Raw genomic sequence first — 15,086 nt, forward strand, 5'->3', positions numbered from 1 at the left:
GCCGGGTCACGTATGCAAATCGTCAGGCGGCACCTCCAGATCGGCGCCGGACCGGAGACGGGAGCGAAGCCGGGCAGCCGCGCCATCGGTAAAAGTGAACGCACGCTCCGATTCGATCGAGCGAGCACCGCCGGTCAACGCATCGGCGGCCTGAGGCATTCGTCGTACAACATCGTTCGTGATCTTGCGCTCCCTCGTCGTGCAAATACCTGCGTTTCTTTCGATGCTGACAATCAGCTTTACGGACCATATGCGAGAAAGGAAGGCGCCCTTAACAAATCGGCAATCCGTGCCCGCCATTCGGGTCGATTGGACTGCGCTTACGCGGAAATCACGATTGCACGCGGGCACGATGCTCTTGCCATGACCAAAAGAGAACCATACCGAAGCCGACGCAAACCGTTACGTTGAGCGGAATCAAAACATAGTTCTTCTTCTGAATCGCCAGAAAAACCGTCATGAGTGAATAGGCGAACGTGGCGATTTCCCCGGCCAGCAGAACTGCATTGATGCGAGGCATCGTCGAGCGATAGGCTTCCCTGCCTTTTGGCGTGCGATGAAAGCCGCTATACACGCCGAAAACCGCACGGACGCCCCCCGCGAAGTAATACCAGGCCATCGGCAAAAACATCGCGATATAAAGGTAGGTATCCCATACCGTTTTCAGAACACTCGGCTTGTCGTCGAATCTCGCGCCCTTGCGCGAACCGAACGCATTCGCAAGCGCCCAGATCGCCACCAGAACGAAAAAGACGAATGCGCCGAGATGAATCCCCTCGCCGTCGAAATGCACCAGGCAAGTCAACGGCATGCTGAGCAGTATCAGCACATAGATCGAAGCCAGCAGCACGGACGAGAACATCACCGAGATCGCGTGCATCCGCTTCATCAGCGGCATGCTTTGCGACAGCATCTGTCCGACATGCTTGAACCCGCTGTGGATCAGGCCGCGCCCCCAGCGTTCGCGCTGAATGCGAAACGCGCTGATGGTCTCCGGCAGCACTGACATGGAAACGACTTCTCGCAGATACGCATACTTCCATTCGCCGAACTGCGCGCGATAGCCCAGGTCCACATCTTCGGTGACCGTCGACGCATTCCAGCCGCCCAGCGCATCGACGCACTCCTTGCGCCACACACACGAACTGCCGCTCAGCGACGCCATGTCGCCGTCCTCGCTCAGCCCCACCGTCACGTATTGCTGGTGGCCCATTTCCATGGCCTGGAAGCGTGTCAGGAACGACGCGTCGCGATTCTCGTAGCCGATGCCGGTCTGAAGGAAGCCGAGCTTCGGATCGGTGAAACACGGAATGGTCTTCAGCAGGAAATCCGCAGGCGGCACGAAGTCCGCATCGAAGATCGCAAAGAACTCGCCGGACGACTGCTGGATGCCGTTGACCAGATTGCCGGCCTTGTAGCCCGTTCGCGACTGACGCTTGATGAGCCGGATGTCGATTCCGTCGGCGGCGTAACGATCGACCTTCGCCCGCGCGAGCTTCGTCGTCGCATCCGACGAGTCGTCGAGCACCAGGATCTCGATCTCGTTGGACGGATAGGTCAGGCGGCAGGCCGCATCGATCAGCCGCTCGACCATCTCGGACTCGTTGCAGATCGGCAGCAGCACGCTGACCCGAGGATGAAACCCGTCTTCGGATATCCGGACGGGCTGCGCCAGGTCGGTCAGCTTGCGCCGTTCGACCTTGCGGGAAATCAGCAGCACGCGCAATTCGAGCAGCACGTACAGCGCAAAGTAGAGCACCACCAGCAGGAAAACCAGCTGGGCAGCGTAGGAAAGCAGCGCGAGCATCGTGACCACTTCCCCTCAGATTTTCACGACGGCGCAGATTTCTTCCAGCCGGTGCGCCCACGTATGGTTCTGCCGTACGTAGCGTGCGCCTGCCTCGGCCCGGTCCAGATCATCCTGCGACGGGCCGTGCCGAAGCCGCGAAAACAACTCCCGCGCTTCGTCATGCGTATCGATTACGTGGCAGAACTCGCGGAAATACCGGTCGACCGCGCAGCTCGCGTTGGTCACCGCGATGCCGCCGCACGCGAGAATCTCGAGCAGGCGTCGCGAGAACATCGTCTCGGAGCCCGTCACCGAATTCACGTTGATCGAGATCGCATGCGACTTGTACACCTGCGCGGTTTCCCGATGCGGCACCCTGCCGTGCACGCGCAGCCCGTTCTGCTTCGGATAGCGGAACTCGAAGAAGCGCGACAGGCGATCGTGATTGCGATCGAATACGTTGAGCTGCAGATTGCTCTGCTCGCAGGTGTCGAACACCATGTCGAGAAAACGGCGGCGTTCATTCAGGATGCGCCGGTAGTAGCTGCCCGTGAAGCACGCTTCGTTGCGAACGAAATTGAAGCCCGAGAAATTGTGCGACGCCGGCTGATACGGCATCACCAGCGTATTGACCGGCACGTGCGCGGGCACCTGCTGCCGATATCGGTCGAGACAGGCCTCGTCGGTCGTGAACACGTAGTCGAACACCTTCGCCACGTCGATGAACGTATCGAAGAACGCGCCGTCGTCCTTGTTCCAGAATACGGTCGGAACGCCCGCGCGCCTGGCGAAGTCGACCAGGCGAAAGATCGCCGTCGGCTTGCTCAGCCGCATCGGCGGCGACTGTCGCGCCAGCTCGTAGCGCCAGCTCCCGTCCACGCCGTGAAACGCCGATTCCACGAGCACGAGATCCGGTTTCCAGTTGCCGATCACGTCCGCGTAGTTGACAGGCGTCATGGTGCGCACGCGACATTCCGCCGACAGGCAGTCCGCCGTGAAGTAATCGGTGACGAGCGCGATCTTCAGGCCCCCGAAGCGTCCGGCCTGCTCCACATCCTCCGCAACCGTCGGATAGTCGTAGACCAACGAACCCAGTTTTCTAATGACCCTGCCGACCATTTAACCCCTCACCCTGCGACATTGGCAGTGCGTTCATGACAAATTCGCGCCAGCGGCGCTGTGTGGCCGCGTATTCTCTCGCCTGGCCACGGAGCGCCGCGAGCGTACCGCGATCGGACAACGCCGCATCGATCACCCGTGCCAGGTCGATCGCATCGCCGGCCTTGAAAAACCAGCCAGCCGGGCTCGGACCCATTTCGTCGCGAAACACCGGCAGATCCGGCACGATCACCGGCTTGCCCATCGCGAGCGCTTCCACGAGCTTGATCGGCGGCACGATCTCGCAAACCTTGAACGGCTTGCGCGGGATGCACACCAGTGCGCAACGACCGAGCGTCCTGCGCGCCTGCTCGGGCGAAGTCCGGCCCAGAAAGCGAATCTGCTCCGACAATCCGAGGCGCCGGACCTGCGCCTCCAGCGCCGGCCGTGCCTCGCCTTCTCCCACGATCTCGACCCGCACCGCGCGCCCTTGCCCACTCAACCGGCCGACCGCATCGATCAACGTGTCGAGTCCTTCATAGCCGATCAGCGAGCCTGCATATCCAATCGTGTCGGCGTCGATCTCCTCGGGCGCCGCGGGTGTAAACCGTTCGGGATCCACACAATTCGGCAGCAGATGCATCCGATCGCCGGCAATCCCCCAGCGATCGCGCGCGAACCGGCCCAGTTGCGCCGAGATCACGAACAGCTTGTCCGCGTGCCGGGCCACCAGACCCTCCAGCTGCAGCCCCTGCGCGAACCCCTGCCGCCTTTCGTATTCCGGCATGCGCGAGATGCGCGTCAACTCCCACAACCCGCGCATCTCGTACTGGAACGGAATGCCCAGTTGCCGCGCCGCCAGCAGGGCCGGCAACGCGTTCACGTGATTCGACGCCGCGTGGATCACCGACGCGCGATGCTGCATGGCCACGCGCGCGATGACGGGCGCCGCCTGCAACGCATACATCAGCACCGGCCGGTTGTTGAACGGCGCGCTCGCATGCAGATACCGGACCTCGCTCACCTGCGTCTCGCTGCCGGCGGCGTCGGTCAGGCGATCCGCGCGATCGCCGGGATAGCCGGGCCGCGTCAGCGGATGCACACGACCGCCCGCAGCCGCCAATGCGCGCACGACTTCGTGCGTGCGCGTCGTATAGCCGCTCGTGTGATACGGCAATGCGCTCGCCGCCACGTACAGCATGCTGTCCGGATCGCCGACGAACGGCACGCCGCGCGAACGCTGCTTCAACTTGCGCTCGAGCACATGCGCCGTCAGTCGACGGCTCATCGCGAGCAGCGGCTCGATCAACGCCGTCTGCAACGAATCGAGCATCGTACTCATGCTTTCGCCGCCCTGGCCGCTTTCAGTTCGGCACGGGCGAGATCGGTCGTATGCGTGGTCCGGATCCTGCCGCGGGCCTGCAAGTCCAGGAATTCCGACGTCGTGATCACGTCGTAGTCCTTCGTCAGGCGCGACAGGAGTTTCCGGTAGCCTTCGACACGCTGGTCGTCCCGATAGGTCGCATGCCCGTTCTCGTCCCAATACAGCAGCGACCACGAATGAAGCAGGAAAATCGAGAACGTCGGACTGCCGCTGAACGCGTCCAGCAGCAGCTTGCCCCACCACGGACGAAACCGGAAATACGGCGATTCAGGATAAGTCAGGCGTGCCCACCATTCTTCCTTGCCGACCTTCGGCAAGATCTTCTTTTCCGTCATCGGCACTTCGATCACGCCGTTCGACCACTGGAACGGCAGATTCGTGGGCTCGCTGTAGTTGCACTGCCCGGCATGGACCGCGCACAGGGAATTGTTGAACGACAGTTGTACGCCGGTGGACTTCAGCGCCCGGATCGTCGACGCGTTCCAGCGAAACGAACCGGCACGGTGCGCCAGCACCGGCTTGCCCGTTTCCGCCGAAATCAGCCCGCCGAAGTGACGAATCACGAACTCCGCGCGCGCATCGTCCGTGTATTGATTCATGTATTGCGGCCGTCGCGCGAGGCCGTGCTCGGCCCAGAACGAGTCCGGCAGGTATTCCGGATGCGTATGCAGTTGAACGTCCTGCCCCGCGGCATCCAGCCGGCGCACGACCTCCTTCGTTTCATCGAGGTGTGCATACGCGCCGCACTGATCCACGAAGAACACGTGCTTGACGCCGAACTCGTCGCCGATGGAAGCCATTTCGGCAACCCCTGCCCGCCCCTTCTCGTGCACACCCCACATCAGCCGTTTGACGTGATCCTCCGTGGCGCGCTTGGGCAGCGCCTCGGTATCCACCGTCAACATGGCATAGCGATTTCTATCCATCATGTTCAGTTCACTTCCACCAATGCCTTCCAGTCGGCGTCGCTGGCCTGCGCCGCGGCCGGCGGCACGATTCGCGCATCGCGATAGCGCCACGCGAGATACGCGCGCTTTCTTTCGCGATACGAACGATCGTCGCCGCTCAATTCCGGCAGGTATTCCACCAGCCAGCCCAGTCGCGAATAGAAGGCGAAATCGGCCACGTCGGTCACCAGTACCGGCGCCAGCGCATCGTTGCCTTTCAGTCGCGCGGAAAAACCTTCGCACGCACGGCGCAGTGCATCGCGCTCCGTACCCGGCGCCCAGATCAGCAATGTGTCCGCTTCGGCCGAAACCGGCGCGTGCTTCAGGGTCGGCAGCCACGGATAGTTCGTCACGTGAGGCGTAATCACACCCAACGTGGCCAGCACGCGCCTGATGCCGCGCCACGCGCGCTCCTTCAGCGTGGCAGGCGGCTTCCCGGCGAGGAGGTCATGGCGCGTCAGCAACGTCCAGTCGGGCTTCGCCGCCAGCATGCGCAATTCGTGCCTCAAGGCCCGGGTTTGGTCGATGATGCTCAATGCGTTCGCCTCTTGTCAGCAATCCTGGCCATGATCTCGTCCGCCGCAAGCGACGCGCCGTTCATCGGCACCGCGCACCGCGCGGGCGCCGCCTCGGGCAACATGCCCAGCAGCGCATCGACGGCCGCGTTGCGTTCCTGCTCGGTCTCGCAAGCCGACACGACGGCCGGCATCGCGTCGGCGACCATCCGCGCGCGGCGAACCTGATCGTCCACCAGTTGCGCGTTGGGCACCAGCAGCGCGGGCACGCCCGACTGCACCAGTTCACAGCAGGTGTTGTAGCCCGCGGCGCCGACAAAGGCATCGAACGCACGCAGATAGCGCGCCAACGGGTAGACCGAGATCGGCAGCACACCGGCCGGCAATTCGACGTCGCGCACCGAAATGGGTGCCCGCGCCCAGACCACCTGGAATCCGGCCGCCTCGAATGCGGCGATCAGTCCGTGCCCAATGCCGGCAACATCCTTCAGGTTGCCCGGGCCGAGAGAAAAGAGGACGAAGCGGCCGGCCTGCGGCAGGCCGAGCGCGTTTCTCGCCGCTGTGCGGTCGAGCAACTCGTCGTCTTCCAGCAGGCAGACCGGTGGCACCGACAGCCGCGTGCCGCCGTTCGTCAGCGACGCGCGTGCTTCGGTCGCGCCCAGTTCACCCGGCCGGATCACGAGATCGAACAGCGCTTCGTCCACCGGCACCGTCTTGGTATCGGCCTTGAGCAGCCCGCGATTGGACCACACGAGGACGGGCGATCCATACATTTCGCATGCCGTCAGCAAACCCTTGAAGGGCCACGTTCCGTCGAATACGACCGCATCCGGGCGAACCCGCTCCAGCATCAGGCCCAGCCGCACAGCCAGTTCGCTGTTCCAGCCGAACGTCGAGCTCGACGACCAATAATGAGAAACGAAATAGTCCGCCTCGAATCCCATCTCCTCGATGATCTCGATCGCCGACGCCAGCGAAAAGAAAAACGGGCGCGCGCGGCCCCGCAGGCGACGCGCGTACGCGAGGCAACGGTTCAGATGGCCCATGCCCGAGCCGTTCACGTTGAAGAACAGGATGCGCGGCAACGCGCTCGCCGCGCGCGCCGGGTGACCGGACTCCTGGCCGATCATGCGTCCCCGCCGAACAGGTCGCGCGTGTAGACCTTGCCTGCGACATCGGTCAGATCGTCGGTCAGGCGGTTGGCAACGATCACGTCGGCGGAGCGCTTGAATTCAGCCAGATCGTGGACGACCGACGAGTTGAAGAACGTCGATTCGTGCAATGCCGGCTCGTAGACGATGACCTCGACGCCCTTGGCCTTGATGCGCTTCATGACGCCCTGGATGCTGGACGCGCGGAAATTGTCGGACCCGGCCTTCATCACGAGGCGGTAAATGCCGACGACCTTCGGCTTGCGCTTGAGAATGCTCTCGGCAATGAAATCCTTGCGCGTGCTGTTCGACTCGACGATCGCACGAATCAGGTTCTGCGGGACGTCGCGATAGTTGGCCAGCAACTGCTTCGTATCCTTGGGCAGACAGTAGCCGCCGTAGCCGAAGCTCGGGTTGTTGTAGTGCGCGCCGATGCGTGGATCGAGACATACGCCGTCGACGATCTGGTGCGTGTCGAGACCGTGCTGCGCGGCATAGGTGTCCAGTTCGTTGAAATAGGCCACGCGCATCGCCAGGTACGTATTCGCGAAGAGCTTGATCGCCTCGGCTTCCGTGCTGCCCGTGAACAGCGTCGGAATATCCTGCTTGATCGCCCCCTGCTTCAGCAGGCCGGCAAACGCTTCGGCTCGCTCGGAACGTTCGCCGATCACGATCCGCGAAGGGTGCAGGTTGTCGTACAGCGCCCGGCCTTCGCGAAGGAATTCGGGAGAAAAGATCAGGTTGTCGGTGCCGAGTGCCGCGCGCGTACGCTCGGTGTAGCCGACCGGAATGGTCGACTTGATCACCATCACCGCCCGCGGGTTGATCGCCATCACGTCGCGGATGACGACCTCGATCGAGCGGGTGTTGAAGTAGTTCGTGTCCGGATCGTAGTCGGTCGGCGTGGCGATCACCACGTAGTCGGCGCCGGCGTACGCGTCTTCCTTGTCCAGCGTCGCGCGGAAGTTCAGGTTCTTGTGGCGCAGGTAGTCCTCGATCTCGGCATCCTCGATCGGCGACTCCTTGCGGTTGAGCATCGCCACCTTCTCGGGGACGATGTCGAGAGCCACGACTTCATTGTGCTGCGACAGCAGGACGGCGTTGGACAGGCCGACGTAGCCTGTGCCGGCGATAGCGATTTTCATGCGTGTTTCTCACAGGCAAACACAGGAACTTTCATCTCTTATATCTACCTTTAATTTCATTGGCTGCTTGATATGAGCAGCCGAAAATAACGAATCCCGAGCTCCGGATCGGGCGAGCATCGTGCCGATCCGACACCCACGACAGACCAAAACTCCATCAAGGCGACCTACGGTCCGTATGCAAGATCAGATCTGAAGTGAAATCGCACGGGACGGCGGCGTTATCACAGTTTCGCGGCTTGTCCCGGTTATCGGCCGGCAAGCTGAACCACGTCACGACATGACTTTCCTTCGATTCATGTGCCGCCATATTCTCGAATCTCACCACCTGGACGTTGGGCACTGCGCCATTAGGTGCCTTCACCTTCCGGACAGCCGGAGACGGACTCCATACATTGGGAGAAAGCGCCTCCGCCACCTTCATCGATTTATCGTCGTAGACGAGTGTCTTGGCGCCGATTTCCGGCTGGCTGACCTGTTCGATCAGGTGGCCATCACTCACCTTCACGCCCGAGAAGTTGATTTCACCCTTGATGGTGCCTCCGCCCCTCGGATCCCAACGGAAGGTCCATTGCGTTGCCGGCGCCGTTTTCCAGATTCCGTTTTCAAGGCGGGCATGGAACAGTTGCGTCGCCCCCTTTGAATCGAACTTCAAGTATGAGATGACGGGCCGCCCGGCCTCATCGAACCCCAGCCGGATGTTATTCAACAGGCCGCTTCTTTCTGGGATCTCGTCCACGACTTCCGCCGTCCTGGGTGTAATCGGCAAAGGAATGACGTCGCCCGCACTGTTTTGCCACGTCTTGAGGTCACGACTCTTCGCGTAATTCACGTTGAAGTTCGTTTCGACGAAGTAATTTTCCCGCCAGACCCACGCAACGTGGAAGAAGCCATCCGGACCGCGAACGTAATTCGTATGGTACGCATTCACGGGCTTCTTTTCGGAAGTGGGGGCAAAAATCGGGCGATTTGTCCAACGCACCCAACCGGCGTTATCGAGCCGGTTGATAAATTCCTCGCCGTCTCCGCTGTGCCCGGAGCGGTACGAAAATCCCAATGCACCGTCCATGAACCGGAAAAAATAGGGATACGTCGCCTGCACCTCGTCTGATCCGATCATCGGCCGAACCGCTTCAAGGCCCGCCAACTTGTCCGGAGCGTCCATTCGTGCATATACGAGCGGTGAGGCGTGCATATTCCCGGAAACATGAAGGCGATTCGACTTGTCGAGCGCAAGGACGATCGAGTTGTGGGCATCCCACCCGCCAAAGCGCGATGCAACCCTCGTCTTCGCAACCTCCCCGGTGCATTTGTTGACCTGCGCAACCGACAACCATCGATCCGCGTCGTAGTACGAAACATAAATAAATTTCTGGTCTTCCAACGCATCGAATTTGACACGCGAAGCGCCCCACACCCGATCTATCGTCAGATCCGGTGACATCCCCGCACACTTCGCACCAGTGGCCTCGGCCGCCCACGATGCCGAAGATGCCGCGACACTCAGCAAGACCAGCAATCGAACGGCAAACTGCTTCGTTTCCAAGGCCACCTCCTCTCCGAATTACCCCAAGCCGCACCGTACAAAGAACCCATCTGAAGCAGCGCTCACCCCTAGCCACACGTTTCGTCGGCGGCCACCGCAGCTCACTCAGCGCCTCATCACAGCGCCGGCCGCTTCGCGCACGCGTCCCATTTCAACTCCGGCAAAGGCCGCCTTCACGAGCCCCGCGTATTCCGGATATCGTCGGGTGACCACATCCACGCCCGCTTTGACCAATGCCGTTTTTTCGCCCTTGAAGCTGGCCGTTCGAATGTGATAGACAAACGACCAGGGAGAAATCAGGTTGCGCCAGCCGGCCTTATAAGCACGCATGCAGAAGTCGTTCTCCTCGCCGTAGCCGCGCGGGAAGCCCTCCTCGTCAAACGCCCCGCATTCGTCAATGAGCGCTCGGCGAATATACATACAGAATCCCGACCCGGTCGGCACTTCCGGCGGAACACATGCCTGTGTTGCTTGTGTCACGAGGAGTGCGTATTCGTCATGGCTCAGATGCGGCGGACGCGGACAATATTCGTTGAACTTCGGGAATGAAAACGCCCCCGCGTTATCACTCATCGCGGTAACGGTCGCCACCTTCTCGCGACTATAGGCGGCGGCCCGCAACCCCTCGAGCCAGCGCGGCGTTACGATCGTATCCGAGTTCAGCAATACGACGTCGTTGTCGCCCGCCTCGCGAATCCCGCGATTTATCGTCTTGGTATAGCCGATATTCACGTTGTTCTTGAGAATAAGAACACCCGGCACGCCGTCGAACTCTTCGAGCATCGGCGTGATGCCCGGATCCGGACTCCCGTCGTCGATCACGATCAATCGGTCCCGAGTCAGATCGGTATGCTGGAGCACCGATCGCAGGCAGTCGCGAACGGCAGTGACCGCGTTATAGACCGGCACAATCACGGTCGTCGGCTTTGCATAGCCGATCGCGCGCGCCGCGACAGCGGCTGGTGCGTTACCCGTCGCGATCAAACCCTCCCGCTCGAAGATCTTTGCATAGCCATCGGAAAGCGCGGCCTTCAAATTGTCTTGAGTGAAATGCTGCTCGACAAACTTGCGTCCGGCCTGCCCCATTTCGGAAACGAGCTTGTCGTTTTCGCAGAAACGCACCACCGCGTCCACGACTCCGTCGATATCGCGGTAAGGCACAAGAAAGCCCGTCTTCCCGTGCTGCACCAGCTCGCTCAGCGCACCCCAGTCATAGGCAATAACCGGGCGGCGGGCGGCCATTCCCTCGGCAACCGTACGGCCGAAACTCTCGGCAAAGTGCGAGAGATTGAGCAGCACGTTCAATTCCGACATCGCCTTGCGCGGATGTTCGGCATAGCCGGCAATGATCAGATTGTCGGGACGCGCACCGGACGCGACCTCTTCCTGCCACTTCTTGACCTGGGCATTCACCGGACCAACCACCACGAAGCGGGCTCGCGGTGTGCGTTCCGCGGCTCGCCGCGCCACCTCGACGAAATCCTCAACACCCTTCTTCGGAATATTCGAACTGACAATGCCGAACTTGATGGTGTTACCGAACTTGTTTCCCAGTTCGAAATCGCTCAGCGTCACCGCATTGGGTACGTAAAGCGTCTTTTCCGGACGCGAAAACAATTGACTCGTGGCGCGACTGTTCCCGATCACCCAATCCGAACGTTCGAATACGCGCCCGATGATTTCGCTGATCGACAAACCAAGTTGTTCACGCAAAGGGTCATCCAGCGAAATCAGTTCGCGCGAGTGAACGACCCGGGTCCTGCCCATGCGCGTCGCGGCCTCCAACGGCTCAAGCAGCACGATTGTGTTCGCATGCACGACATCGACAGCGTGACGCGCGATGATGTCTGCAAAGGTCACCGTCAACCAGGCCTTGCTGGCACGGTTGTTCTTCCATTGCGGATAGGGAAAGCAATACACACCGAGGCTGCGCTCACATATTTCGCGAATATAGGCCTTGTTTCCGCCGGACGGCAGGGTCATCACGACGTTGACGGATTGTTCGGCGAACGCGCTCAGCACATCCAGGAGACTCCGCTCTCCGCCAAACAGATGATGGCCGGAGATGTGCGCACAGAGCATCACTGTCGGCCAGTCCGGGTTCGGCTGCCTCTGTCCTTCATGCCAGGCAACCGAAGGCAGCGGCTTTCCGTCCGTGATGGCATCTTTCGTATCCACAAGCGAATTTTCCGGCAGCTTGAGTACGTCCGCTTCTTTCGAACCAGCAGCGATCCCCGCAGGCAATACTTGCGGCGTAACTCCAGCGACAGATTCAGCCGCCGAGGCGAAGGCCTGCAGATACGAACGACCCCACCGCTGATCTGGCTCAAGATAGGTGCCCTCCGCCCACTCATTCCACGCGTTGATGAAGACGAGCGACTCGTTGCCTTGGTTGAAACGCTGCTCTTGCTCGAGGATGCGCTGCATCCAGCGACGGAAGCCATATGGCGTCGCTCCGTGGAACACTCGCGCATCCGTCAGGCGGCGAGCGGTATTGTCCCAACCCAGCATGGTTCCTCGGTGAACCGGCCACGAATAGCCATCCTCAAACTTCGCGATATCACCCTCGACCACTGCCGAGTAATCGAAGATCTGGCCGCCAAAATTCTTGTGCAGGTCGTGCACCTTGTCACGCAGATCGACGCGCTCCGCTTCGTGAGGCGGAAACAGGACATAACTATCGAGCCGGTAATCCTCCGGGGAACCTTGCAGCGTTTCCAGCCCGAACCGAACAGCGCACAGGTGAATCTCACCCAGCCCCGCCTTCCGGCACTCCTCGCGCCACGCAGCGGCGGTTTCCAGCCAGTTCGGAATGATCGAAATTCGATATACCATCATCACCGGCTTGCCGTCGTACCGAATCCAGCGCGGGTCCTTCATCATCGGGATCAGTTCCCGAATCAACGCGACATTGCTCTCGAGCGTATAGGTCTGCTCCATCAGCACATGCCGGTTCTGCCCATCCCAGTTTCGTGACCAGTTCTCGTTGGCCCAGCAAACGCAGAAGCCCGTGTCGACGCTCTTGGATCGAGCCATCTGCTCGATTGGATAATTCAGCAGTTTCTTGCCGTCGAACCAGTAATAGTAGTAGCAGAACCCGTGAATCCCGAACTCGCTGGCCAGTTTGGCTTGCGCGACCTGTGTTTCCTCGAGACGCAGATCGTAGTATCCGAGCTCGGTCGGCACTCGCGGCTGATAATGGCCTCTGAACAACTGTCGAGCCCGCGTGACGTTGGTCCACTCCGTGAAACCTTTCCCCCACCACAAATCGTTTTCCGGGATCGGATGAAACTGCGGGAGATAGAACGCGATCGTCTTCAACGTCCGAGGACGAGCGGGCTGAATCGCTTGAGCGCCTTTTCTCGCTTCTGACTGAACAAACAGATTCCCGAGTTTTGCCAGTACGGACAACACACCCAGAACAGTGGGCCGTCCCGGAAACCCGTTGGCAGCATTCTTGTCACCGACAAGCTCGCTCGCCCAGAGCGCCGAAGCCAGCCCTCTCAACAGCAAAGGTTTGAGCCACACTTCGGCGCCGACCGGCACCGTGACCGTCTCGTCCGAAAGGCTCAGCCCCATGCGGGACAGCGCAATCTTCACGCCGTCGATCACACGATGATTGCCGCCCTCCTTGGAAAGCGAGACGAACCGTTTCGCACGTATTCCCCAGTCAGAATCCGCCGTAAATTCGACTGCCCGGCTCGCCACGTCCGACAATTCGTCGTCACCCTCGCCGGGCGCAAGCCACAGTACGGCCTGATAGTCATCGAATACATTCGATCCGGCCAGTCGCAGAAAATTCTGGGCGTTCCCTTCGCCATCGCCGTCGCCAACGATCGTCACGGATGCGGTCAAGTTGCCGAAATTGACGTGCTCGACATCGGAGAACCCAAGTACAAACAAATCGTGTCGCTGGCCCAGAACGGGAAGCGTCCTTCTCACACGCTCCCACGCTTCGTCGTTCATCACGTTTGCCACGATCGCGATCGAGGCCATCGGACGTAGTCCGCGCAACATGAACGCGTCCTTTCCCAACCTGAACATCGGTTGATCGGTCCGATGGCTGACGTTCGACTTCGCCACCACGTCGTTGGCCGCTCGGTCCACCCGAATCGTATCGACGGTTGCTTCGCGCTCGCGCCCGCGATTGATCAAATGACCAAAGAGTCGAACGATTTCCGAATCGTTCGAACAACGAAGGTCCGCCACCCAGTTTCGCAATTCCTCGGCGTTAGCCCCCACGGACAGGATGTCTTGAAACAGCGTGCTGCGCCTGTTGCCCTGCTGCGAGTTTCCGTCGACGGCATCCAACACGGCTCCGAGCGCAGGTGCAAGCTTGTCGATAGAAACCATCGAGACTTCGTCATACTTGAACAGATCCGCCATTGCCGGCGAGTCGCAAGCCAGTACCGGGACCCCCATCCCGACAGCATCGGTGAGCTTTGCCGGAACCTGAAACTGCGCAGCCAGCCCACCGTCGTGCAGGAAAACGCAGACGTCAGCCATCGAGACGACGGCCGGAATTTCGGCGAATGGTTTGTTCGCGATGAATGCTGTCTGGCAACCGCGAATCTGCTTGAGCGCCTCCTTCAGCGACTGATCCGGGAAGTCTCCTACGATTGCGAACAGGACATCATCCCGCCCGAGCTCGGCGATTGCCTCGGCGGTCTCGACCAGCCCCTTGTGCGGCCGGGGGGTACCAAAAAACAGCACGATTTTCTTGTCCGCGGGCAGGCCGTATTTTTTCCTGCTCTTGCTCTTCAACTCCGGCGACGGAACAAAGGCATTTTCGTCGCGAGCGTGACGAATAATCAGGCCACCATATCGATTCTGCAGCGCTGGGTTCGAAACGGTGACACCATCGAACAAATTCACCAGGCCAACGGCAATGCGCGTCCAGTCCTGGCCGGCCAGGTTCACCCTCGGGAACTGATGGTGCTTGTCCAGATACTCCCCGATGCCGATAGGGGACTCTGCCTGGACAAACGCCAACTCCTCGTCGTCGATGTCCATCAATACCTTCGCATCCCAGATCAGCTTGTACAACGCGCCGAACAAGACATTGGGACCGCGCGGCTTCGAGAGATGCACGATATCGTAGGGATGCGCGACAACCAGTTCGATAGCCTGCTCGACAAATCGCGACTCGTCCTCTACCAGGATTGCGTGCTTTGCAATTTCGGTTTCCTGTATCGGCCCCCAGATCTCCCGCCCGAACTGTGGAAAGAGGCTGCCGATGATCTCCACGTCGGCAAATCGCTCATACACCATCGCCAGCGTGTAGGCTCGCCCCGCCGAATTATGTGCGAGTTCCCAACTGCAGACACCCACTCGCGGCCTGCCGGCCTCTTCGCGGCTCTTTCGATATCTTTGCTTCGCGAGAGCGAGGTTCGTCGACGCGATCCGGGCGAGCCCGGGCGTGGTGATCAACACCTCGGCATATTTCCGAATGGCGTCTTCGTACTTCCCCGAACGCATGTATTCGTTGCCAAGTGCGAGAGGCGTTTTCAT

At 60.6% G+C, this 15,086-nt stretch carries 9 protein-coding genes; all 9 read right to left on the reverse strand.

The window, feature by feature from the left end; translation table 11 throughout:
- Nucleotides 1-331 precede the first annotated feature (331 nt).
- The 9 genes from WS46_RS00675 to WS46_RS00715 all read right to left on the reverse strand — a co-directional run bounded on the left by WS46_RS00675 (nucleotide 332) and on the right by WS46_RS00715 (nucleotide 15,086).
- A complete protein-coding gene (locus WS46_RS00675; protein WP_059689130.1) occupies nucleotides 332-1,807 on the reverse strand; it encodes a glycosyltransferase in 1,476 nt (491 codons plus the stop codon).
- A 15-nt stretch (nucleotides 1,808-1,822) separates the two neighbouring features.
- Nucleotides 1,823-2,908: a glycosyltransferase gene (locus WS46_RS00680; protein WP_059689023.1), complete on the reverse strand. Its 1,086-nt coding sequence runs from the start codon at nucleotides 2,906-2,908 to the stop codon at nucleotides 1,823-1,825.
- On the reverse strand, nucleotides 2,889-4,229 hold the full coding sequence (locus WS46_RS00685) for a glycosyltransferase (RefSeq protein WP_059689024.1): 1,341 nt from the start codon (nucleotides 4,227-4,229) through the stop codon (nucleotides 2,889-2,891). The genes WS46_RS00680 and WS46_RS00685 overlap by 20 nt, the downstream gene beginning before the upstream one ends.
- The gene (locus WS46_RS00690; RefSeq protein ID WP_059689025.1) at nucleotides 4,226-5,200 is read right to left on the reverse strand and encodes a polysaccharide deacetylase; all 975 of its coding nucleotides are present in this window, start codon (nucleotides 5,198-5,200) and stop codon (nucleotides 4,226-4,228) included. Before WS46_RS00690 ends, WS46_RS00685 begins: the two co-directional genes overlap by 4 nt.
- A gap of 2 nt (nucleotides 5,201-5,202) precedes the next feature.
- Nucleotides 5,203-5,709 carry a hypothetical protein gene (locus WS46_RS00695; RefSeq protein ID WP_059689026.1) on the reverse strand — a complete coding sequence of 169 codons (507 nt, stop codon included), beginning with the start codon at nucleotides 5,707-5,709 and terminating at the stop codon, nucleotides 5,203-5,205.
- A gap of 41 nt (nucleotides 5,710-5,750) precedes the next feature.
- Nucleotides 5,751-6,863 carry a glycosyltransferase gene (locus WS46_RS00700; RefSeq protein ID WP_059689027.1) on the reverse strand — a complete coding sequence of 371 codons (1,113 nt, stop codon included), beginning with the start codon at nucleotides 6,861-6,863 and terminating at the stop codon, nucleotides 5,751-5,753.
- Nucleotides 6,860-8,029 (reverse strand): nucleotide sugar dehydrogenase, encoded by a 1,170-nt coding sequence (locus WS46_RS00705; RefSeq protein ID WP_059689028.1) that lies wholly within the window; start codon nucleotides 8,027-8,029, stop codon nucleotides 6,860-6,862. Before WS46_RS00705 ends, WS46_RS00700 begins: the two co-directional genes overlap by 4 nt.
- Nucleotides 8,030-8,186: 157 nt before the next feature.
- Nucleotides 8,187-9,575 (reverse strand): BNR repeat-containing protein, encoded by a 1,389-nt coding sequence (locus tag WS46_RS00710; RefSeq protein WP_156443056.1) that lies wholly within the window; start codon nucleotides 9,573-9,575, stop codon nucleotides 8,187-8,189.
- A 105-nt stretch (nucleotides 9,576-9,680) separates the two neighbouring features.
- Nucleotides 9,681-15,086 (reverse strand): glycoside hydrolase family 99-like domain-containing protein, encoded by a 5,406-nt coding sequence (locus WS46_RS00715; RefSeq protein ID WP_179949107.1) that lies wholly within the window; start codon nucleotides 15,084-15,086, stop codon nucleotides 9,681-9,683.

This window comes from Burkholderia sp. RF4-BP95 (assembly GCF_001521985.1).
Lineage (GTDB): Bacteria > Pseudomonadota > Gammaproteobacteria > Burkholderiales > Burkholderiaceae > Burkholderia > Burkholderia diffusa.